This window comes from Chryseobacterium panacisoli (assembly GCF_008274625.1).
Lineage (GTDB): Bacteria > Bacteroidota > Bacteroidia > Flavobacteriales > Weeksellaceae > Chryseobacterium > Chryseobacterium panacisoli.
On record NZ_VTRU01000010.1, the window covers coordinates 1 to 23,669 of the forward strand.

A 23,669-nucleotide genomic window follows, 5' to 3' on the forward strand; every position below is an offset into this window, starting at 1 on the left:
GATGTCAGAAAATTTTCAATCGATGAAATAATGGAGCTTCCTGAGAACAGGATTGTTCTGCCTATAAGGGTTGATCAAGATGGAAACAATCAGATTGAGATTATTCCCCAAAAAGCTTCTATGGGCTACCTGAATGGCTATGGAGATCCTGAATACATTGAAAGTCTGGAGACCATATCATTGCCTTTTTTAAAAGGTGGCAAGTTTAGGGCATTTCCAGCTGACGGAGATTCAATGCCCCCCTATAAGAACGGAACCTATATCGTAGGAAAATATGTAGAAAATCTTTCGGATTTGAAAACGGACAGAACGTATGTTTTCATTACCACCAATGATGGTATCAGCTACAAAAGATTTCAGTTTCATGAAGCAGATGGTATATGGGTGAAGGCTGACAATCAATTTTATGAGCCTTATAAGATACCATTGACTGAAATTAAAGAAATCTGGGAATTTGCCTGTAGTATTAATACCAAAGAATATGAACCTGATGAATTTTCAGAACATCACATTCAAAATTTTATCACAGAGATTAAAACTGATATCAAACAGATCAAAGAAAAAATGGGAGATAAGAATTGAATTCATTTTGAGTAAATGGCATAATCAAAAAACTTCCCCGAAGGGAAGTAAAAACACAAATGATGAAAAAAAAATCCCGAAGTAGCGGGATATTACTAAGATAAATATTTTAATTTAAAGTTGAATGATCCAGCTGAGTTTATTTGATGCAGAAGAGTTGTATGAGTTTCCAAAAGACCTTTTGGAATACAAAGAATTTCCTGAACAGGGAAGAAGCAGATTATAATTTTATTTGTTAAAATATACTAAAAAGTATATTTTTTTTGTTTTCGAAATATACTTTTTAGTATATTTGCAAAGTAAAATTGAAAACGATGTTGACAAAAGCAGAAAAAACGAAGTTATTTATCTTAGAAACAGCAAGCCCCCTTTATAATGAGAAAGGCATTTCTGGTGTGAGCATAGATGACGTTTTGGAAGCGACGAAATTAACAAAAGGCTGTATTTACGGGCATTTTAATGGAAAAGATGATCTATCCGAACAGGTTGTGGACTTTTCATTAAAAAAAATATCACAAAAGCTGGCTGGTATTGTTTCCCAAGGTAAAACAGCAGAAGAAAAGGTTTTTTTGTATCTCGATTTTCATAAGAATCCCATTGATACCTATATTGCCGGTGGCTGTCCTATCTTTAATACTGCTGTTGAAGCAGATGATCATTTTCCTTCCATTAAAAAGAAAGTGGCAACAGTTTTGGAAACCGGCCTGCAAGGTATTTCAAATATTTTAAAAGAAGGTATTGTTAACGGTGAATTTTCAGATGAACTCAATGCGGACATTTTTGCGTTTAAAATATTGTCGGCTGTGGAAGGTGGCATTGTTTTAAGTAGAACCATGGATTCGCAAAAATTAATGATCGAACTTATAAAAGACCTTAAGAAAGAATTAAAACGATATACGCTGTAATTTTTTTTGATTTAAAATATACTAAAAAGTATATTTTGGAAAATTTTAGAAATCAATTCAAAAAAGAACTTATTACATACATAAAATATCATTAAATATTAAATAAATTCAATCCAATGAAAACAACAGGAAATACAATATTCATTAGTGGCGGAAGTGCCGGAATAGGGTTGGCTATTGCTAAAAAATTAAATGCTGTCGGAAATAAAATCATCATCAACGGACGTAATGAAGAACGTCTTCATAAAGCTTTAGCAGAACTAAAAGATGCGGTAGCAATTCAGGGTGATTTATCAATTGAAGCCGATAGGATCCGTATTGCAGAAGACTTGAAAGCGAATCATAAAGATGTTAATATTATCATCAACAATGCAGGAGCAGCTTTTGGATATCTACTGAGTGAAACAACCAATGCCCATGAAAAAGCATTGATTGAAATGAACACCAACTATTTTGCAATCATTCATTTTACAGAATTAATGATTCCGCACTTATTGGAAAAAGAAGAATCTGCTGTGGTGAATGTATCATCCATCGCAGTATATGGAAGTCATAAATTCTTACCAACTTATGGAGCAACTAAAGCAGCGTTACATAGTTATACAACGGCTTTAAGACAAACTTATGAAGAACAGAAAAATCTCCAGATCTATGAAGTTTATCCTCCATTGGTCAATACAGAATTTTCTGCTGAAATTGGTGGGGCGGCAGGAATTCAGCCAAGTGAAGTGGCAGATGAACTATTCATTGGATTAAAAACTAACCTATTTGATATTCCGGTAGGAGATACAAAGTCCTATGCAAACGCAATCGGTGAGGCAATGTCGAAATTAACGCATGCATAAATACTAATACTACTGATCATTTGAAGTTAAATATGGAAGATGATCGGTATATTTCATATTTAAATTTTAAAGTGATGAACTTAAAAAATAAAACAATACTTATTACGGGAGGGGCTTCTGGAATTGGTTTGGAAGCAGCAAAGCAGTTTTTGACTCTAGGAAATAAGGTGATTATTACCGGACGGAATTTACTCAAGCTAGAGGAAGCAAAAAAAAAGTATCCAGAGTTAACAATCATCCAATCGGATGCTGCAAACCCGCAGAACGCAATTGCGTTATTTGAAAAAATAAAGGATCTAGGTGGCATCGACATTTTATATAATAATGCCGGTGTGGGGGTAGCTCCATTGAATTTAGGTATCCAGAGCGATAAACATTTACAAGGAGCGATGTATGAAATGGAAGTCAATTATTTTGGAGTTATACGGTTAAATAATCTTTTTATGGATATGCTTAAGTCCCGAAATGAAGCTGCAATTATCAATACCACTTCTATTCTTAGTATTGTTCCTTCTGTTTTGGAAGCTACTTATTCAGCCACAAAAACGGCATTATCTTTTTATACCAAGTCTCTGAGATCACATTTAGAATTTATAAATAGCTCAGTGAAGGTCTTCGAATTACTTCCACCACTGGTAGATACCGATATGGTCGCAGAAAGAAAAGATAAAAAGATGCCCATTAGCCTATTTGTTGAGGAACTTATTAAAGGACTCGAAAAAGATAGATTGACAATTCGTGTAGGTGATTCCAAATCATTATTTTTTCTTAACCGGATTGCGCCGGATAAAGCCTATCAATTGGTTAATAAGAAAGAACATTATCAATCTATCCAATAAAATAAAATTTATGAAAGCATTTGTAGTTCAAAACTATGGTAAGAAAGAAGAGCTAACATTACGTGAAGTTAGTAAACCTATACTCCGCGAAAATGAGGTCATGGTTGAAATCTATGCGGCAGGCCTCAATCAGCTGGATACTAAAATTCTGTCCGGTGAATTCAAAATGATTTTACCGTATAAAACACCATTCATTCTCGGTCATGACCTGGCCGGTATTGTCATTGAAACAGGTTCAAAGGTTACAAAGTTTAAAATTGGAGACGAGGTTTACGCCCGTCCTTCAGACCATCATATCGGAACCTTTGCTGAATACTTAGCTGTTGAAGAAACAGATCTGGCATTGAAGCCCCAAAACCTTTCCATGGATGAAGCAGCCGGTGTTCCTCTCGTGGCTTTGACAGCTTGGCAAGCTTTGGTAGAAATAGGGAAATTAAAAAAAGGACAAAAAGTTTTTATACAGGCAGGATCCGGAGGAGTTGGTATTGTTGCTATTCAGTTAGCTAAATATCTAGGCGCTACTGTTGCCACTACAGCTGGAAAAGCAAGTTTTCCAATGCTTAAAGAATTAGGTGCTGATGTTTTAATTGATTACAAAACGCAGGATTTTGAAACAGTTTTGAAAGACTACGATTTAGTATTAAACAGTCAGGATACCAAAACCCTGAAGAAATCCCTAAATGTGGTAAAAACAGGAGGGAAGGTAATTTCTATTTCAGGTCCTCCTACACCAGCATTTGCACAAGAAATTGGCGCTTCATGGATCATTCGTTCAGTATTATCACTTCTAAGTTTCGGTGTGAGGAAAAAAGCAAAAAGGCAAGGTATTGATTATGAGTTCTTATTCATGAAATCAAGTGGAAAACAACTTGGACAAATTACGAAACTCATTGAAGATGGAACACTTAAAATTGTGGTAGAGAAGGTTTATCCATTTTCACAAACGAATGAGGCTCTAAATCACGTGGCAAGTGGAAGAGCAAAGGGAAAGGTTGTAATAAAAATAAAATAACAAAGCTTATCGCATCTTCACTTTCGCTGATTTTGCGTAATATCAATATGCCATTTGAATTGAAGAATTATTAGGTTTACACCCAATTTACATCCACTGACCCATAGTTTTTTCTTTATTTCGAACGAGAAGATTTACCAAGTCATGGACAAATTTTAATTATTTTTGTATATGAAAATTTCTGATGGAAAATTGTCTAAAACACTTCAAAGCAATGGTGTGAAAACAAATAGAATAACAAGTGACACAGATGCCTTTCATATAGTTGACCTAAGCACAACAAATAATACTTTGTTTCCATTGGAGTATAGCCGTAAAATATTTTACACGGCTACTTTACTTCAGGGTAGTTATCAGCTCGAATTTGAGGATAGAAATATTGAGATTTCTGGGAATTCTTTACTTTTCACGACTACCAAAATACCTTTTGGCATACATGCTATTGATGATGGCTACAAAGGATTAAGCTGCATATTTAAAGAGGAATTTATCACCAAAGCGAACAGTGGATACCGTTTGCTCGAATTTCCAATCTATAAACCAGGAAGACAGAATATCTATTCCCTCACAGAAGCGCAGACCAAAAATTTTATAGATATCTACACTAAAATAGATAACGAATCAAAATCTGACAGTGACTTTAAAGTCAATCTTCAACGAAACTACCTGCTCGAAATCATTTTCAATGCCCAAAAACTCGAGGTGGTCAGTTCATTTGTGAAAACAAATAGTACGGCCGAGGTTATCGCCTGTTCCTTTATCAGATTGTTAGAATCACAATTTCCGATAGAATCGCCACAAGACATTATAAAATTAAAAACTTCAAAAGATTTCGCAGATGGACTGGCACTGCATCCGAATTACTTGAACCGACAAGTGAAATTATCTAAGGGCAGGACAGTAAGTGATATTATCGCAGGACGGCTGGTACAAGAGGCAAAGATTCTATTAAAGTTAACCAATTGGCAAATTGCGGAAATCTCATCCGTACTCGGTTTCGAAGAGCCGTCACATTTCAATCTGTTTTTTAAAAAACATGCAAATGCTTCTCCTACGGAATACAGGAAATTGAAATAAGGAATAGTTGTGCGCTTTAAAGCATCCTTGAAAGTTTGATTTTAGTAAGGATTGGTTTTAATTATGCTAGCTACAGTTGTACCTTCCATTCTACCTTTGCATAATAATTAAAAAGATTTTATATGACAAAGATAGCATTAGTGACTGGAGCCAATAAAGGCATTGGTTTTGAAACAGCGAAACAACTAGCACAACAGAACATCAAGGTTTTATTAGGAGCAAGAAATGAAATGGAAGGCAAAAGGGCAGAAGAGACGCTGAGAGGCCTATCGTTAGATGTGACCTACATAAAATTGGATATCAGTGATTCGGCTGATATCGAAAATGTCAGAAATCTTATTGAAAGTGAATATGGTGCATTGGATATTCTGGTCAACAACGCAGCTGTATTTCTGGACAGTTCATGGTTCGGAAACAACACAGAAACTGTTCCGATACAGACTCTTCGAGATACTTTTGACATCAATTATTTTGGTACAGTGGAGCTGACTCAGGCATTATTGCCGGCAATCAAAAAAAGCAAAGCTGGACGTATCGTCAACATCAGCAGCGTTTCTGGCTCTTTCGGAGCTCATTTGGATGAATCCCATTGGCTGTATGCTTTGAAGCCTTATGCTTACAGTGCTTCAAAAACAGCTCTAAACCAGTTTACAGTATTTTTAGCCAATGCACTTCGGGAGACCAATATAAAAGTAAATGCAGCAAGTCCTGGATGGGTACAGACTTCCATCGGCTCAGAGCAAGCGCCACTTACACCTGAAGAAGGTGCGAAAACAGGTGTTTCATTAGCCCTGCTAAATGAAGATGGACCAACTGGAACATTTTCCCAGTCCGGTGAGCCTTTACCCTGGTAAAAAAACTATTGCTCCTTAAGAGCCTGAAGCAGATATTATAAAGTGGTCTTTTCATCAAGCCACCCAGAACGATCATAAGATTTCCGTTATATAAAAATATATATGCGTAAATTTAGGACAATTTGCGCATATTTTCGTTTGTGAACTTGACAGGAGGCTATTCAAACTCTTTTTTTACAGATTTAGAAAACATTGTAAGATGAAAATGAACAACGTTCAAAAAATATTTTTATATTTGCATCATAAATCATCTTATGAGTATCAGCGAAAGAAAACAGAAGGAGAAAGAGGCACTAAGACTGCTGATTCTAAACGGAGCTAAAAAGCTTTTCGTTGAAAAAGGTATTGAATATACCACGATCAGGAATATAGCTGATGAGATCAATTACAGTGTGGGTACTGTCTATGTTTATTTCAAAGATAAGAATGCGATCTTCCACGACCTTCATTCCATCGGATTTCAGGAGTTGGGGCAGTACTTCAATGAGCTTTTTAAAATAGAAGATCCAATGAAGAGACTGAGAAAAATGGGATTCGTCTACATCAAATTTGCGATGGAAAATTCTGAAATGTATGATCTAATGTTTAATCTGAAAGCTCCGATGGATTATCTAGAGGAACAGAAGAATAATCTGTGGCCAGAAGGAACTGAGACGTATGGCTACTTAAAAAAAACGGTGGAGGAGTGCATGAAGCAAGGCCATTTTAATGGTCATAATTCGGAAGCATTGTCTTTTATGATCTGGAGTTTGGTTCACGGTATGTGCTGTCTGGAGATCCGTCACAGAACCAAAGGCATTAAATTCAGCAGTCCGGAAACTATTCTGTCAGAAGGCTATAACGAATATTTAAAAATATTAGAAAAACTATAAGTTTTTTTTTGCTGAAAAAATGAACATTGTTCAAAATAAAAACAATGTGTAAGTAGTAAGAGATTTAGTTTTCATTAGGAAATTTCAAGACACACATTAAACTATATAAAATAATTATAGACAGAAGATTTTTTATTAAAAATGCATCTCTCGCATTTTTGGCGACTTCCATGCCTTCTGTCTTCTTTAAAAACATTGATATGGACTTAAGTAATCAAAAATTGTACGATACAATTATCGTAGGTGGCAGTTATGCAGGATTCTCTGCTGCCATGACACTCGGACGTTCTTTGAGGAATGTCTTAATTATTGACAGTGGAAATCCCTGCAATAAACAAACCCCTCATTCACATAATTTCTTGACGAGAGATGGTGTACCCCCGGGAGAAATTGCGAAAATTGCCAGGGAAGAGGTTGCCAAATATCCAACCATCGAGTTTTATGATGGTTTCGCAGTGAATGGAAGCAAAATATCGGAGGGTTTTGTGATAAAGACTTCAGATGGCAATTCATTTAAAGGTAAAAAACTGATTTTTGCCACCGGAATTTTAGATTCCCTACACGATATCAAAGGATTCGCAGAAAGCTGGGGAATATCTGTCATACATTGTCCCTACTGTCATGGATATGAAGTCAGGAACAAGAAAACAGCAATTTTAGCAGATGGAGATCGTCTGGTGTATTTTACCTCGTTAATTAAAAATCTGACCGATGATGTCACATTGATTACATCAGAGATAAATGCCAGTAATGCTGACAATATTGCAATCCTTAAAAGAAATGGTGTCAAAATAATTGAGAAAAAGATCTCAGAAATACAACACCACAACGGATATATCGAAAAGGTTATTTTTTATGATGGAACAGCAGAAAGCTTTGAAGCAATGTATGCACCGGTACCATTCCGTCAACATTCTAATATTCCGGAGGAATTAGGATGTGAGTTGACAGATGCAGGTCTGATCAAAATCGATGAATCTCATAAAACTACCTTAGATAGTGTATATGCAGTTGGTGACAATAGTAACATGTTAAGGTCAGTTTCATTGGCAGTATCATCCGGATCGGTAGCGGGAGTGAAAATCAATGGAGAGTTATCTGCTGAAATGTTTAGCTAATCAATCAGGTGATTTATAAGGTGAGGTTATGCTAAATGTCTGAAGCAAGCCATTTATTTTATGCTCCAATAAAATTAATCCACATTTACAATCTTGAGAGAAATTTTGTTGATGTCTTTTGATGGAATTATAAAACAGTCAATTTAGTCTCACTAAATGATTAGAATAATTACCCTTTTTTGAAAAAAATCATGAACAATGTTCAAATTATAAACAATGTATTTAAAAAATAAAAATCTATCAGTAATGTTTCTGTTATGCCTTGGTTTTCTTGGGTATAGTCAAAAACATCTCGACCGATACATAGAAATCGGTCTTGAAAACAACGAAGTGATCAAACAGAAGAACTTTGACATCAATAAAAGTCTGTATGCGCTAAAGGAAGCACAATCATTGTTTTCGCCGAATGTCGCTTTTGTCACAAATTACACCATTGCATACGGCGGAAGAACCATTGACATTCCGATCGGGGATATGCTGAATCCGGTGTACAGCACATTGAATCAGATCACGAATTCCAACGCTTTTCCACAACTCCAGAATCAATCGGTATTGATCAATCCAAACAATTTCTACGATGTTAAACTTCACACGACGATGCCTCTGTTGAATTATGAGATCATTTACAATAAAAAGATCAAGGCGCAGCAAACCACAATGCAAAAGATCGAACTGGAAATCTACCAACGTGAATTGGTCAAGGACATAAAAATTGCCTACTACAAGTATCTGCAATCTGTGGAAGGTATCAGGATCTATGAAAACGCATTGGCCATAGTCAAAGAAAATCAAAGGGTCAACAGATCGCTATTTAAAAATGACAAGATCAACAGAACCGCAGTACTCAGGAGTGATAACGAGGTAACGAGAATCGAAGCGAATCTTGAGACAGCAAAAAACACAAGCAAAAATGCAAAATCTTATTTCAATTTTCTTATAAATCAAAAGCTTGATTCAGAAATCGAAATCGATGAGAATATGGAATTACCAACCGAAATGATCACAGAAAATACGTCAAGCAGAGAAGAATTGAAACAATTGGGACAGGCAAAGGAGATCAATGAAAACGTTTACCAGTTGACGAGATCCAGCTGGTTTCCAAAACTAAGCGGATTTGCAGATTTGGGATTGCAGGATTTTGATTTTAAAGTTGAAAAGTCGTCCCGTTACTATTTCGCAGGTCTGAGTCTGGAATGGAACATCTTTTCAGGTAATAAGAACAGATACAAGCTGAAGCAGGTGGATGAGGACAGCAAAAAGATCAGTTCTCAGATCGACAATGTTAAGCAGCAGCTACTGTTGCAGTTCGAGGTTTCCCAAAATAATCTGAAATCAGCATTGGAACAGTATGAATCGGATAAGAAACAAAAAGATACCGCACAAAAATACAACGGAGATGTTACCAAACTGTACAAAGAAGGAATGGCGATTTACATCGAGTTGCTGGATGCCCAAAATCAGGTGGTCAATACTCAGCTGAACGCCAATATTTCCCTCTATAATTCCTGGATTGCCTTTGCAGAGCTGGAGAGAGCCAATGCCACTTTCAATTTTAATAAATAAAATACTAACTATTATGAATAAAACAATCACAATATCACTGCTTTCTCTTTTCCTCATCATGTCCTGCAAAGAAGAGAAAAAAAAAGTCAAACCATTTGAAAATGCCGAGGTCATTCCCGTTAAAACCACATCGGTCGGTTCTCTGGCGCTTGCCGGAAATATCAGCGCATCAGGTTTGGTGACAACAGAAAACGAAACGACCTATTCCTTCAAGATCGGTGGAGTGGTGAGTGGTGTTTATGTGGAGGAGGGGCAGTTTTTCAGAAAAGGTCAGCTTCTGGCGACCTTAGATGAAACCGAAATCCGTGCCGGTCTGAATCAGTCCGACTTAAATGTTCAAAAGAATGAACGTGATTACAAACGTGCAACCAATTTATATAAAGACAGTGTGTACACATTGGAGCAGGTACAAAATACCAGAACAGGGCTGGACATTGCCCGAAGACAGAAAGATGCTGTTGCTTTCAATGCCAGATACGCAAAAATCTATGCGAGCGCTGACGGCTTCGTTTCACAAAAAATAGCCAACAAAGGTGAGATCGTAGGCCCGGGTTCGCCGGTTTTAATGATCAATGAAACTTTCCACAACAACAATTATTTACTGAAAGTCGGTTTGACAGATACCGAATGGGCATCCGCAAAGGTTGGGCAAAAGGCGGTGGTTACGCTGGACGGTTATCCGGGTAAGAAATTCGACGCCTTTGTGTTTAGAAAATCGCAGTCTGCTGATATGGCGCTCGGATCTTTTCAGGTAGAGCTTAAACTGATGATGAATGACAGCAAACCTGCCGTGGGAATGTTCGGAAAAGCAGAGATCAAAACCGATCATTCTGAGGATTTTATTGTGATCCCCTATAATTCTCTTCTCGAAGCAGACGGAAAAAAAGCCTTTGTTTATGTTGTAGAAAATAGCAGGGTCAAGAAAAGACCGATCACGATCACCAAATTTGAAAACAGCAAAGTTTTCGTTCAGGATGGACTTCAGAAAAGCGATAAAATAGTGATCTCCAATAGTGCCTATCTTAACGAGCAGTCGAACATTAAAATTATTAAATAACAACTGATGAAAATTACAAATTTTGCTGTAAAGAACTACCAGTTCACGTTGATCATGTTTCTTCTCGTTGCCGTAGTGGGTATGCTAACACTGTTCACAATGCCAAGATCGGAAGATCCTGCAACACATCCGCCGCAATATCTGATAACGGTCATTTACCCCGGTACAAGTCCAAAGGATATGGAAGAACAGGTGGTTAAACCGATTGAAAACAAGATCTATGGATTGGAGAATATCGATAAGATCCTGACCACTGTGGAAGATGGTGTCGCTGCGTTTGAAGTTAAATTCAAATATGGTGTTGATGTGGAAAACAAATATCAGGAAATCTCAACAGAAGTCAATGCGCTTAAAAACAGTGAGCTTCCGAAGGACATCTATCAGATCAAAACAGAAAAGATATCCTCGGCCGATGTCAAAATTCTGCAGGTGGCCTTGGTGTCTGAAAATGCTTCGGAGAAAAAAATGCACGATGAAGCCGATAAACTTAAAACAAAACTCGAGAAGATCACCAATCTTAAAAACGTCATCTATTCAGGGATTCCTGAGCAGGAGATCAGAGTAGATCTGAAACTGGATAAATTGGCTCAGCTGAGAATCCCTCTGAATGTCGTGATTGGAAGTTTACAGAGCGAGGCTGCCGACATTCCGGGTGGAAGTATTGATATGGACACTAAAGTTTTCAACGTAAAAACGAGCGGTAAGTTCAAAAATGAGGAAGATGTAGCCAACACAGTTATCTACAATGCCAACGGAAAGATCGTCTATATGAAAGATGTTGCCGAAGTGGGTTACAAATCGCAAACGGTAGATCATATCACGAGGATCAACGGACACCGATGTGTTCTTGTCAGTGCAGGGATGAAGGATAATGTCAATATTACAGATGTTCAGAAAGAATTTGAACCGATCCTTGAGCAGACTGCAAAAGAGCTTCCCGAAAATATCAAACTGGTTAAAAACTTCGATCAGGCGAACATGGTTTTGCAGCGTCTCGGGCATTTAGGTTTTGACTTTGGATTGGCGATTATATTGGTTATTATCACGTTATTGCCTCTGGGGACACGTGCCTCAGTAATCGTAATGATCTCCATTCCTTTGTCACTGGCATTGGGATTAATTGCAATGAACGCACTGGGATTTTCATTAAACCAGTTAAGTATCGTTGGTTTGGTGGTCGCCTTGGGACTGTTGGTCGATGACAGTATCGTGGTCGTCGAGAATATTGAAAGATGGCTAAGGGAAGGGCATTCCAAAAAAGATGCTGTTCTGAAAGGTACCAAACAGATCGGTTTGGCGGTTGTAGGTTGTACCGCGACATTGATCATTGCGTTTCTTCCTCTGGCATTCCTTCCTGATGTTGCAGGAGAATTTATGAGAAGTCTTCCGATGGCAGTAATCACGAGTGTTTTAGCTTCGATGTTGGTCGCGTTGACGTTAGTGCCCTTTCTGGGGAGCAAGTTTCTGAAGACCCACGACCACGAAGGCGGAAATATCTTTCTTCAATACCTTCAGAAATTCCTGACCAATAGCTACAAAGGTATTATGCCTAGAGCTTTGAAATATCCAAAGATAACAATCGGAATCTCATTGGCATTGAGTGTTTTGGCATTTGCGTTATTCAGTTTTACAGGATTTAAACTATTTCCAACCTCTGAAAAACCGATGTTTCTGATCAATATCAAAATGCCTCTTCAATCCAACATTTCCGAAAGTGACCGTGTGGCGAAGATCGTTGAGTCTGAACTGAAAAATCACAAGGAGATCACCTATTATACTTCGAATGTGGGAAAAGGAAACCCTCAAATTTATTACAATGTGCATCCACAGGACAGAAAACCCGATTTTGCCCAGGTCTTTGTTCAGTTGGATGACGAGGCAAAACCAGCTGTAAAGACCGAACTGATCGAAACCCTGAGAGAAAAATTTAAGACAATACCTTACGCAAAAATTGAGGTCAAAGATTTTGAACAGGGAACACCGATTGAAGCCAATATTGTGGTTCGCCTGTTTGGTGACGATCCTGCGGTGTTAAGATCCCTCTCTTCACAGGTCGAAAATATTCTGAGAAAACAGGAAGGGACAGTTTACATTAACAATGAATTAAATACATACAAAACAGATGTCAAAGTAAAGATCGATAAAGAAAAAGCAAGAACATTAGGCGTAATGACCAGCGAGGTTGACAAAGTGATCCGTCTTGCGATTGCCGGACTTCCTGTCGGAGATTACATCGATGACCGGGGTGATTCAAGAACTGTGACTTTAACTTTGCCAAGGGAAAAATTCTCCACTCTTGATGCTTTGAAAAATCTTTATGTCAACAATGTTCAGGGAGCGCCGATCGCATTGAATCAGATTGCGACAGTTACCTTTGAAACTTCGCCAACAGCGATCAACCACTTTAATAAGTCAAGATTTGCCAAGGTATCCGCGATGACGGCCAAAGGATACTATGCCAATAATCTGTTGGTGGATATTGTTCCTCAGCTTGACAAACTAAAAATGCCGGAAGGCTATTCTTACAAGCTGGCTGGTGAAAAAGAGTCTGAAGGCGATGCGCTGGGCGGAAACTTTATCTCGGTCATTATTTTAAGCACATTCCTTTTTATTGCTGTTTTGCTGCTGCAGTTCAAAACATTTAAAGGAATCATTATCGTATTGTCAATTATTCCGTTAGGGATTTTAGGCGGCGTTATTTTACTGTTGATTAACGGAAGTCCGATGTCAATGGTTGCGATCATCGGATTCATAGGACTGTCGGGAATTCAGGTTAAAAATTCTCTGTTGCTGGTAGATTTCACGAATCAGCTCAGACTGGAAGGGAAGTCGATCGACGAAGCAATTGCCATTGCCGGAGAAACGCGTTTTCTTCCTGTTGTTTTAACTTCCATCACAGCGATCTGTGGATTGATTCCTTTGGCCTTAAATTCAAATCCCTTGATCGCGCCTTTGGCAATTGTGTTGATCGGAGGTTTGATAAGCTCAACAATTCTTTCAAGAATTGTGACCCCTGTAATGTACAAACTGATTCCGCCAAGTCTTGATGTTGAAAAAGAAGAAGAACATTAAAATTAACAAAATGAGGGAATATATTTTAATTACCGGAGCATCATCCGGAATAGGCTACCAAATGGCTATTCAATTGGCCGAGAAAGGTAAAAATCTGATTTTGGTAGCGAGAAGTGAGGAAAAACTCAGAAAGTTGGAGGAAGAATTGATCAGTATCTACAAGGTCTCTGTGTATTGCATGGTCAAAGACCTGTCTGTGGTGGATAATGCTATAGAGCTCTACGGTGAAGTTCTGGAGAAAGATTTGTTGGTTACTGGTTTGGTTAACAATGCCGGTGTTGGAACTTATGGAGAATTCATAGAGACCTCTCTGGAAGAGGAACTGAAGATGATCGACTTGAACATTTCCAGTCTGGTAGTACTTAACAAACTTTTTGCGACTGATATGGTGACAAGAAAATCAGGCCGAATCATGAATGTATCTTCGGTAATGGCATTTCTGCCGTTTCCGTATTATTCGGTTTACTCTGCGACGAAAAGTTTCGTACTGGCCTTTACAGAAACACTCGCTTCAGAACTTGAGGGAACGGGCGTTGTGGTTACTGCACTTTGTCCCGGACCGATCGATACCGGATTTTATACCGAGGAAATGCTCAAGGCCAATATGATGAAAACCAACAAATCGGTACAGCCGGAAGTCGTTGCAAAAGAAGGTGTTAAACTGTTGTTAAATGGAAAAGGCAAGAAGATCGTTGGTTCGATGAATTGGTTTTTATCCAATCTACCACGGCTTATGCCAGATTTTTTGATGATGAAGATTAAAAAGAATCTTGCTAAGCAGGCCTGATCATCCTCTTTGAACTTTAAAAATATTAATCTGGCTTATTCTGGATTGGAAAATAAAAAAAGGCTCCATTTAGATTAGAATGGAGCCTTTTAGCTATTTGTGACCAAGACGAGCGTATCTTCAAATACTTTTATCGATGATTTGGTTCGATTGAGCCAAATAAAATAAGAATTACAAAGCTCGTATTTATCGACACTATCCCACAAAGTGTGTAAGTTAAAAAGTTAGGCTTGGATTTTATAATCTGAGCCTTTCCCCCAACCTATCCAAACACTTGTTAGCGGTAGTTATTCAATTAGCAATTTATATTTTAATTGGGCATCATTATCTTCTGGTTCTTTTTCAATGTATAGCTTTAAATATTCAATCGCTTGTTTTTTTTGACCAGAAAACCTATATGCCTCACTTATGTAATAATAACCATAGGTTGAGTTTGGAAAAAGGTGAATATTTAGCTTAAACAAATCTATTGCCTGATTAGTCTTTTTTTCGAACAATAGCTTAAAGCCATATCTTTCAATAAGATTTTCTCTTAATGAATATTTCTTTGAATTTTTTTCTATTTCCTTAATGCCAGCTTCATAACCTTTGTTCAATACTGTCTTAATTATATCTTTAGTATAAAAAAAATTGTCAATTGATGGTGCTGAACCTACTAATTGTTTTTTTATTAGATTGCTCACTTCCCAATAATTTTCGACTTCTCCATTTGTTAGAATAACAACAGTATAACCCAAATCTGGATAAATCATTAGTTCGCAAGCAATACCATCATGTCCACCAGTATGTCCAATAATGCGGTGTCCGTTGATTATGTTTTCTTCAAATCCATAGCTATACATTCCTTCTCTATATTTCACTTTACCCGAAGTACAAAGAGTTGTACCCTCTTTGGTCAATAAAATGTTGTTTTGTAAAGCATTCGCAAAGCTCAACAAATCGTCAGCTGTTGAATAGCCTCCACCAGCAGGAGTTCCTTTGGCCATATTTGAGAAAATATTATTTTTCCATTGCCCTGGCTCTTCCAATGACATTGTGTAGCCGGTAGCCAAATTTGGAATGGCATTATCCAATTCGTAAGCATCAGTATTAATCATTTTTGCAGGTTGATATAGGTGTTCTTTTACGAAATCAAAATAATTTTGACCCGACACCTTTTCAATGATTAATCCTAAAACGATATATCCGGAATTGCTATACAAGAAGTCACTACCCGGAGCAAAGGCCAGTTTTTTATTAACAAACAATGGAAGGTAAGCAGAAACGGTTTTGAAGTTTACTTTTGCAAGCTTGTCATATTCCTCCCAAAAACTGGACATTCCTGATGTGTGCGTTAATAACTGATGGATTGTCACAGAGTCGGCAACGGTTTTATTAGGATAATCCAAAAGATATTGACCTACTTTATCTTGAAGCGAGATTTTGCCGGATTCCACCAATTGCATAATAGCCATTGCTGTGAACATCTTGTTGATAGAAGCCAAATTGAACTTCGTGTTCGGTTTATTTTTAACACGGTCCTGCAAATTGGCAAAACCAAAGGCTTCTCTATAGATTGGTTTGCCGTCTTTTGCAATGAGGACGACCCCGCTTAAGTTATTTTCTTTTTCAAGATTTTTTAAGTGAGACTTTATCGGATTAACGATACTTCCTAAATGTTGTGATTGGACCACAATAGGTTGCAAAAGAGCTATCAAGAAGACAAGTGTAATAAAATAGATTTGACGGATGGTCATATGGGTTCATTTATGATTAAGCGACAAAACTACTTTAAGCAGAAAAGGAAAAATTGTACAATTGTAAACCTACCTATAAAAACAGCCAATGAATTTGTTTTTTTTCCAGCACAGTCGTTTTTTCAAAGAAAACCTTGGGAGAAAACCCAGTCACTGATTTGAATTCCCTGATCATATGAGACTGGTCAAAGTAATCAACACCGTAGGCGATATCCGTTAAGTTGTTTCGTGCATTATTTGATGCGTATTTGTTGACCGCATTTCTAAATCTTAAAATCTTTTTGAATTGAGATGGTGTTTTACAGATATGTCTGCCAAAGTGTTTGTTTAATGTTGTACGCGAAATAGCATTTTTTTCGCACAGTTCTGTAATGGTTACAGCGTCATTTTCATCACACATCATTTCAGACAAAACAGTCTCAAGGAAGTTATGTTGAAACCCTATTAATTTGGATAACCAGTAACTTTCAATAGCTTCAATTTTTTCGGTATCATTTTGCAAAGAAAGAATGTCAATCATCGCTTTTCTATAATCTTCATAAGGTGAAAATTCAGAAAAGTTTGAACTGTTGTAATGGTTTAATTCGTGCTCCAAAAATGAATTAATAGCCAATGGTTTAAAATAGATCGTAATTTCGTTTATTTTCCCTTCGTACTGGACATATACTGGCTTATTAAAATCAGATACTAAATTGGTTTCCAATTCATTGTTATCGCATTGACCGATGGTTAATTGATTTTCTTTATTGATTGATTTTGATCTTTCACTGCTTGAAACAATGGTGAAAATAGATGGGAAGGTGATGTATTTGGCCGGTTTTTCTTCAGAGGTATGTGTGAGTATATAAATACACTCTATGTATTTTTTAAGTAAAGGATTGGAAGGGGAATAAACTTTTATTTTCATGGGTTGTAATTGGGATTTAGAGCCTAGCTAAATGTTTGTACAGGTATTTGAATAAAATTATATTCACTTGCTGTTAACGAGCCTTTAATTTATTATAATACATTAACAGGCTTTTTTGTCTTTTGCCATTGGTTCACTAGAATTACCACTAACTTTGTATATATATATGCTATAATATAGTGCATTTACATCCGAAATTAGGTGCCTTTGTGATACCTTTCACTTTTACAAATTTATGAAAACCTCAGTATAAAAATTATCTTGAATAATTTTAATGATAACCCTGTTTAAAATCTTTATAAAAAAAATTTAAACAGGGTTATATTGTGAAAACTCTACCCGCTACAGCATTCACTGGTATTTTGTGTGAAATATGACTTTTTAATGAGATCAAAAGAAATCTACTGCATCCGGCAATAATTGGCAGTTAGTGACTTTGATAGGACAAGGAATAAACGTAAGAAAATATCTATATATTTCAGTCATCGGTAGTTCAAATTTTGATGTATTGACTTAGAAAATATTTTTCATAATAAACCGGTAAAAAATTAAGCTAAGGTATTATTGACAGCCTGCTTCCTATGCCAACAAAAGACTACTGCATAAACAGTCTGCGAAGATTACAATTCTTTGAGACAGGTAATTTGGTGGATGCTTATAACGATATGGATGATGATGTGTTTGTAAATAAAATGTATTCAGAAAGGTAAAATACTGATTTCTGCTGTGGGAGTGATTATGTTTGGAAGTATTATGAATACTTTTAATCCAGGCATAAAAATCTCAAAAGGGCAGGAGATGGGATATTTTGCATTTGGAGGCTCAACAATTGTGATGCTTGTCGATAAAAATCTTATAAAAATCGATCAGGATATTATTGAAAACACAAAGAAAAAGGATTTGAGACTTATGTGAAAATGGGTGAGAGCATAGCTTTATAACTTTTTTGTCTGTAGTTTTCTATAATATAAAAAATGGCGCCAACTGTTTTCAGTTGGCGCCATTTGGCTTTTGGTGACCTTGACGAGCGTATCTTCAAACACTTTTATTGATGATTTGGTTGGATTGAGCCAAATTAAGATTAAATTATGTAACTTATTTTGAGCAAATAATTTTCTTTAGATGTAAATTTTCTTACAATTCAAGTCTTAATTATATTGATTGTCTAAATGTTATACTTTCTTTCATTTTGTGAAGTTATGAAATATAATGGGTTTTGCCGTTTCTGTAGCCTATTTTTATTAAATAAATCTTAAGTTTAGTTGTGATGAAAATATTTTATTATTTGTTTCTTAAAAAACGTTAAATTTGCAACGTTTTCATAAAACTAATTACTAACTCAAAAATAACAATACGAGAATGAAGAAAATCTATCTCGGCGCGCTAACCTTATGCGCTATTCTGGGCACATCTGCTCAGGAAGTAGTGTGGCAAAAAGATATCAAATCCTCTACCCAGGATTTTCTTAGTCAGATCACTACAACCATTGATCAGCAGTATCTTATCACAGGAAGTTCTATACAATCTAAAAACCAGTCTCAAGCGGGTGGCAGCCAGAAGCAAAATAACGGTTACGATTTTCACCTGGTAAAGCTAAACCAACAGGGAGAAGAAGTCTGGGAAAAGTATTTCTCAGGCTCTAGTCATGATTATTTGTCAGCAACTGTTACTACTCAGGATGGTGGAAGTTTGTTAGCAGGTACTTCGTATTCAGGGAAGGGTCTGGATAAGAAAGATGATTCTAAAGGAGGTTCTGATATCTGGCTGATCCGGATCAATGAATTCGGTGATGAATTATGGCAGAAAACATTAGGAAGTTCTTTTGATGAAGAAGCAAGAGCAGTTATTCAAACAACAGATCTAGGGTTCTTTGTTGCCGGAAATATACAGAATACCTCAAAAGGATATGGATCGAAAGATGTTTTAATTACCCGACTCGATAAAGATGGAAAGGAATTATCACAATTGATTTTAGGTGGAAAAGGCTTAGATGAAGTGGAGAAGATGATTCCAACGAGAGATGGCGGAGCATTGCTTGGAATTTATTCCAGAAGTTCGCTGGGAGGAACAAAGAAAACTGAAAACTTTGGTGAGGGAGACTACTGGATCTTGAAGCTTGATAAAAACGGAAGGGTAGAATGGGAAAAGAACTTTGGAGGGAAAGGAGATGATCATTTGAGAACCCTTGCCTTAACTTCAACCGGCTTTATCATTGGTGGAGAATCCAGATCAGAAAGGTCAGGGAATAAAACGGCAGGCCTCGAAGAAGGATCGGACCTTTGGCTGATGTCTTTAAATGAAAGAGGTGAAGAACAGTGGCAGAAATCTTACAATTTTGGCAATCGTGATATTCTGATGGGCATGAATGTGATTCATTCAGCAGATGCTCAATCTTCCAAAGGAATTTTATTGGGAGGCTACACCCAGGCAGAGGGAAGAGTAGAAACTGATGATGAAACGTTCTGGATGTTGTATTTGGATCATAATGGCAATGAGCAATGGAGAAAACATGTGAGTGGAGAATCCAGAAAGAAGGAAGAGAGATTGTCTGATTTAAAACTGAACAGAGACGGTTCCATTATTCTGGCAGGAACCAGTGCAGAAGAGCTCGGAAAAGAGAACTGGAAGATTGTAAAGCTGGGAGATAAGCAGGTGGATCAATTAATTGAAAAATACGATATCAAAATCTATCCAAATCCTGTTTCTGATTATGCCTATGTGGAAATTGGTTTTGACTTTAAAGATGCAGATATTCTGTTGTATGACATGAGCGGAAGACAGCTTCAGAGTCTGAAAACAAAAAATAGAGTGACTAAGATTAATACTCAGGCACTCATTCAGGGAGCTTATCTGGTGACCATAAAAACTGATAACAATAAAACAGCGAATGCTAAGCTGATAAAAAAATAACCATGAAAAGAAAAATATTAACTGTAGCTATTCTGGCAAATATTTATTGTCAGTTAAATGCTCAAACAGGTAATGATTTTAATAAAGATGTAGATAATATTAATAAAATATTTCCAGCAGCTCCTACTTCAAATAATTTAATGAAGTTTGAAGAAGTGCCGGTAAGTTATTATACAGGAATTCCAGATATCAGTATCCCTCTTTTTAATATTCCAACAAGTAACTCTAACGTTAATCTAAATGTCCAGTTAAAATACCATCCGTTAAGTGCAAAACCGGATGATAAAGCTGGAGAAACGGGGCTTGGTTGGAATTTATTAGCAGGAGGAACCATTACAAGAACAGTAAGGGGAGGAGTTGCTGATGGCAAAATAGAATCTACTTTTATGTCTTCTCCTCCTGCAATAAAATATGGAATCTATAGACATGAAAATAACCCGACCTACAAATTGATATTTGACCAGCTTACCAATTGGAATATCAACGAATATGCATTTTATGTGGGAATTGGTACTTATGACACTGAGTATGATCTGTATCAGTATAATTTTATGGGTTATTCCGGAAGATTTATCATTAAAAAAGATCCTAATGGTAATTTTATAGCTGAAAAGCTGGATCGGAATAATTTAAAAATTACAAGTACCCATGATTCGGGTGGTGAATTGCAGACAATTACCATTACAGACGATAAAGGGAATCAATATTTATTTCGAGGAATGGAAACTTCCTCAAAAAATGTATCTACTGTAAAAGTTGGGCTGCTTAATGGTTCCAGTGATATAGCTACTAATCTTGGTGGAGGAATATATTTTACAGCATTTCATTTGGAAAAAGTTAAAGATCCAAGTAATAATGTATTGCTTACCTTTAACTATGATCAAGCTTCGCAAGTTGAGTATAAGGATCCGGAAACAAGAACAAATAGGCTTGCAGGAAACATTACATACAATTACTCAAATACCACAATGAATCCTGATCCTCAAATGCCTGGAGCTATAGAAGCTCAAACTGTATATAATACTGCAAACACGAAACTTCTGACCAGTATTGCAATAACAGATAAAGGAACAGTAAACTTTTTCTATGAGAAGGGAAGAACCGATTCTAATTATCTGAACGCCTCTAATTTGTATAAATTAAAATCAATTCAAAGCAATCTTACAGGACAGAGTAATAGCCAGTACGTTGATAAATATTCTTTTGATTATGATTATTCAAACACATCCTTTTATAATCCTCCCTATCCTCAGGGTTTTCTGCAAAAGCTTTTGCTTAAAAAAATTACAAAAACGAGTTTAGGAAATAATCTAAATGAATATAATATTGCTTATAATAGTTTTGATCAAACTTTCGGAAAAGACAATTGGGGATACTACAAAGGACCAGAACCTTATAAACCGACTTACATTACTCAGGATGTTATCAACTCTATTACTTATCCAACCAAAGGTAAAGTAGTTTTTGATTTTGGAGAAAATGTTTATAGTCATGCTGCCGGGTTCAATCAGCCAATGGAACCTATTACAGGAGAATGGGTGGATTCAGTTAGTACTTTTACATTGGATATCCCCTCATTTAGCCCTTCGCAGAAAAAAGAATTTTTTACAATACTTTCACCGCAAAAGGTAAAGCTGCATCTTGATTTGGGAAGTTTAATATACTCAAACTGGAGATTTGATATTTACCAAAAAACCGGAAGTAACACATATTCTCCTTCATTACATTTTTGGGAAATGTCATGGCAGTCTTGCTTAAATAATGGTAATGTACAGTGCCCAAGCCATAATCCAGGTGAGAATTCACAGCCAATTACCGAGTTTGATGGAGAAGTGGATCTGCAACCCGGCACTTATTATGCATCATTCGCAGGGAGTTACGGATATACACAGATGCCTGTCTCATACAATTATACAGCGACTACAAAAGAGCATTACTTTACAAGTTACCTGACCAAAAAAGGAGGTGGATTAAGGGTTAATAATATTAAATATTTTGATGATACTGGTTCGACAAATCCGGCAAAGGAATTTATATATGATTATACTGATATTAATGATTCTCAAAAAAGTAGTGGAGCTTTAGTTTTCCCGGAACCTGTTTTCAGATATGAAGAAGGAATTACATATGAGTATCACCCAGCTCTTTCTGATGGCTATTTATCTTATAGCTGTACATCTGATACGACTACCAACTATAATATCATTCCATCTGAAAAAACACAGGGTTCAGATGTTGGATATCAGTATGTAACCCTAAAGCAGATTGTGCGAGGCAGCAATAACAGCATTACGGATAATGGTAAAACGGTTTATAAATTCAGATCGCCTATTGATTTTCCTAACCCGGAAATGTTTGTGCCAACTATGCCTATTTTACCGATTACCAATCATGATTACCTTAGAGGGCAGATGGTTTTTGAGAAAAAATATGATATGGATGGTAAGATACTTTCAGAAGTTAATAATGAGTATGCGAGCTATGTATTTGAAAAACTTGAAGGAATAAAAGCAAAAGATAATTTTTATAATAATATTAATCCTGAAAGATACAAGTATAAATATTATAGTGCCTTTCAGCAATATTTTCCTCAGGTCATTTTAGCTACCCCCTATAAATATTTTACAAAATATGGTATCACCTTACCGTCAAAGAAAGTCGAGACATCTTATTTTTATAAGAATGGTGTACAGAGTTCTGTAACAAGTACAACAAACAGTATATATAATTCTTTTGATTATCCGTCATTGTCTACCCAGCTTCTTTCTGATGGCAGTACGACAAAGACCAATTATTTGTATGCAACGGAGAAGAATAATCAGAAGCTTATCAATGCCAATATGATCAGTATTCCTCTGGAAACAGGTGTAAGTCAAAAGCTAAATACTGTGGTTGCAGAGAAAGCGGTTGCCAAGACAGAAGTTATTTATGATCCTTCTACCACGAGTCTTTTTCCTGATGCTGTTACGGGTTTGAATACCCTGACCAACGTTATGGAAACCAAGATAAAGTATGATAGATATGATAGTAAAGGAAATCTGGAGGAGTATACTTTGAAAGAAGGTACTCCAGTTACAATTATCTGGGGTTACAATAAAACACAGCCCATTGCCAAATTGGAAGGGGTGAGAAAGTCAGATATCCAGCCGTCCTTAATTGATACTATTGTCAATGCATCGAATACGGATGCATCAGCGGGATTGAATAATGATGAATCGGCGTTGTTGAGTGCCTTGGATACTTTCAGGAAAACGGCAGTGCCTGGAGCGCTGATTACGACTTATACTTATGATCCTTTGGTGGGAGTCAGAAGTATCATACAACCTTCAGGATTAAAGGAACTCTATATTTATGATACGGATAACAGGATTAAAGAGATAAAGCAGGAGATCAGGGATGCTGCTGGCAATGTATCCTATAAGATCTTAAAAGAATACCAATACCATTTTAAAAACTAAACTGATGAAGAAACTCATAATTCCAATAGGAATCCTGGTGGCCGGCTCACTTCAAGGTCAGCTTTCACCGGCAGA

At 36.6% G+C, this 23,669-nt stretch carries 18 protein-coding genes; 16 read left to right on the forward strand and 2 right to left on the reverse strand.

The window, feature by feature from the left end:
• The 13 genes from FW781_RS22030 to FW781_RS22095 form a co-directional block, all read left to right on the forward strand.
• Nucleotides 1-582, forward strand: a 582-nt coding sequence (locus tag FW781_RS22030) for a S24 family peptidase (RefSeq protein WP_149389393.1), incomplete at its 5' end; no start/stop codon positions are given.
• 314 nt (nt 583-896) lie between these two features.
• Nucleotides 897-1,487 (forward strand): TetR/AcrR family transcriptional regulator, encoded by a 591-nt coding sequence (locus FW781_RS22040; protein WP_077416077.1) that lies wholly within the window; start codon nt 897-899, stop codon nt 1,485-1,487.
• Between the two features lie 116 nt (nt 1,488-1,603).
• Nucleotides 1,604-2,332: an SDR family NAD(P)-dependent oxidoreductase gene (locus tag FW781_RS22045; RefSeq protein ID WP_149389394.1), complete on the forward strand. Its 729-nt coding sequence runs from the start codon at nt 1,604-1,606 to the stop codon at nt 2,330-2,332.
• A gap of 74 nt (nt 2,333-2,406) precedes the next feature.
• Nucleotides 2,407-3,171: an SDR family oxidoreductase gene (locus FW781_RS22050; RefSeq protein ID WP_077416199.1), complete on the forward strand. Its 765-nt coding sequence runs from the start codon at nt 2,407-2,409 to the stop codon at nt 3,169-3,171.
• 10 nt (nt 3,172-3,181) lie between these two features.
• Nucleotides 3,182-4,183, forward strand: coding sequence for an NADP-dependent oxidoreductase (locus FW781_RS22055; RefSeq protein ID WP_149389395.1), 1,002 nt, complete (start codon nt 3,182-3,184; stop codon nt 4,181-4,183).
• Between the two features lie 171 nt (nt 4,184-4,354).
• Nucleotides 4,355-5,260 (forward strand): AraC family transcriptional regulator, encoded by a 906-nt coding sequence (locus tag FW781_RS22060; protein ID WP_077416082.1) that lies wholly within the window; start codon nt 4,355-4,357, stop codon nt 5,258-5,260.
• A 122-nt stretch (nt 5,261-5,382) separates the two neighbouring features.
• Entirely contained in the window at nt 5,383-6,114 is a 732-nt protein-coding gene (locus FW781_RS22065) for an SDR family oxidoreductase (protein WP_077416083.1), read from the forward strand.
• 254 nt (nt 6,115-6,368) lie between these two features.
• Nucleotides 6,369-6,986: a TetR/AcrR family transcriptional regulator gene (locus FW781_RS22070; protein WP_077416084.1), complete on the forward strand. Its 618-nt coding sequence runs from the start codon at nt 6,369-6,371 to the stop codon at nt 6,984-6,986.
• Nucleotides 6,987-7,186: 200 nt separating this feature from the next.
• The gene (locus FW781_RS22075; protein ID WP_149389396.1) at nt 7,187-8,104 is read left to right on the forward strand and encodes an NAD(P)/FAD-dependent oxidoreductase; all 918 of its coding nucleotides are present in this window, start codon (nt 7,187-7,189) and stop codon (nt 8,102-8,104) included.
• Between the two features lie 246 nt (nt 8,105-8,350).
• Nucleotides 8,351-9,667, forward strand: coding sequence for a TolC family protein (locus FW781_RS22080; RefSeq protein ID WP_228720260.1), 1,317 nt, complete (start codon nt 8,351-8,353; stop codon nt 9,665-9,667).
• A 13-nt stretch (nt 9,668-9,680) separates the two neighbouring features.
• Nucleotides 9,681-10,724, forward strand: a complete 1,044-nt coding sequence (locus FW781_RS22085) for an efflux RND transporter periplasmic adaptor subunit (RefSeq protein WP_228720261.1) — start codon at nt 9,681-9,683, stop codon at nt 10,722-10,724.
• 6 nt (nt 10,725-10,730) lie between these two features.
• The gene (locus FW781_RS22090) at nt 10,731-13,796 is read left to right on the forward strand and encodes an efflux RND transporter permease subunit (RefSeq protein WP_149389399.1); all 3,066 of its coding nucleotides are present in this window, start codon (nt 10,731-10,733) and stop codon (nt 13,794-13,796) included.
• A 10-nt stretch (nt 13,797-13,806) separates the two neighbouring features.
• Nucleotides 13,807-14,583 (forward strand): SDR family NAD(P)-dependent oxidoreductase, encoded by a 777-nt coding sequence (locus tag FW781_RS22095; RefSeq protein WP_172625784.1) that lies wholly within the window; start codon nt 13,807-13,809, stop codon nt 14,581-14,583.
• A gap of 287 nt (nt 14,584-14,870) precedes the next feature.
• Here the strand turns inward: FW781_RS22095 and FW781_RS22100 are convergent, their stop codons facing one another.
• Together FW781_RS22100 and FW781_RS22105 are read right to left on the reverse strand one after the other, a co-directional pair.
• The gene (locus FW781_RS22100; protein WP_149389400.1) at nt 14,871-16,319 is read right to left on the reverse strand and encodes a serine hydrolase; all 1,449 of its coding nucleotides are present in this window, start codon (nt 16,317-16,319) and stop codon (nt 14,871-14,873) included.
• Nucleotides 16,320-16,392: 73 nt separating this feature from the next.
• Nucleotides 16,393-17,226, reverse strand: a complete 834-nt coding sequence (locus tag FW781_RS22105) for a helix-turn-helix domain-containing protein (protein WP_149389401.1) — start codon at nt 17,224-17,226, stop codon at nt 16,393-16,395.
• 711 nt (nt 17,227-17,937) lie between these two features.
• On the opposite strand from FW781_RS22105, the gene FW781_RS22840 reads away from it, so the two are divergent.
• The 3 genes from FW781_RS22840 (at nt 17,938) to FW781_RS22120 (ending at nt 23,594) form a co-directional block, all read left to right on the forward strand.
• Nucleotides 17,938-18,141 (forward strand): phosphatidylserine decarboxylase, encoded by a 204-nt coding sequence (locus FW781_RS22840; protein WP_394349738.1) that lies wholly within the window; start codon nt 17,938-17,940, stop codon nt 18,139-18,141.
• A gap of 444 nt (nt 18,142-18,585) precedes the next feature.
• Nucleotides 18,586-20,136 (forward strand): T9SS type A sorting domain-containing protein, encoded by a 1,551-nt coding sequence (locus tag FW781_RS22115; RefSeq protein WP_149389403.1) that lies wholly within the window; start codon nt 18,586-18,588, stop codon nt 20,134-20,136.
• 2 nt (nt 20,137-20,138) lie between these two features.
• Complete coding sequence (locus FW781_RS22120) at nt 20,139-23,594, forward strand: hypothetical protein (protein ID WP_149389404.1); 3,456 nt, start codon at nt 20,139-20,141, stop codon at nt 23,592-23,594.
• Nucleotides 23,595-23,669 lie beyond the last annotated feature (75 nt).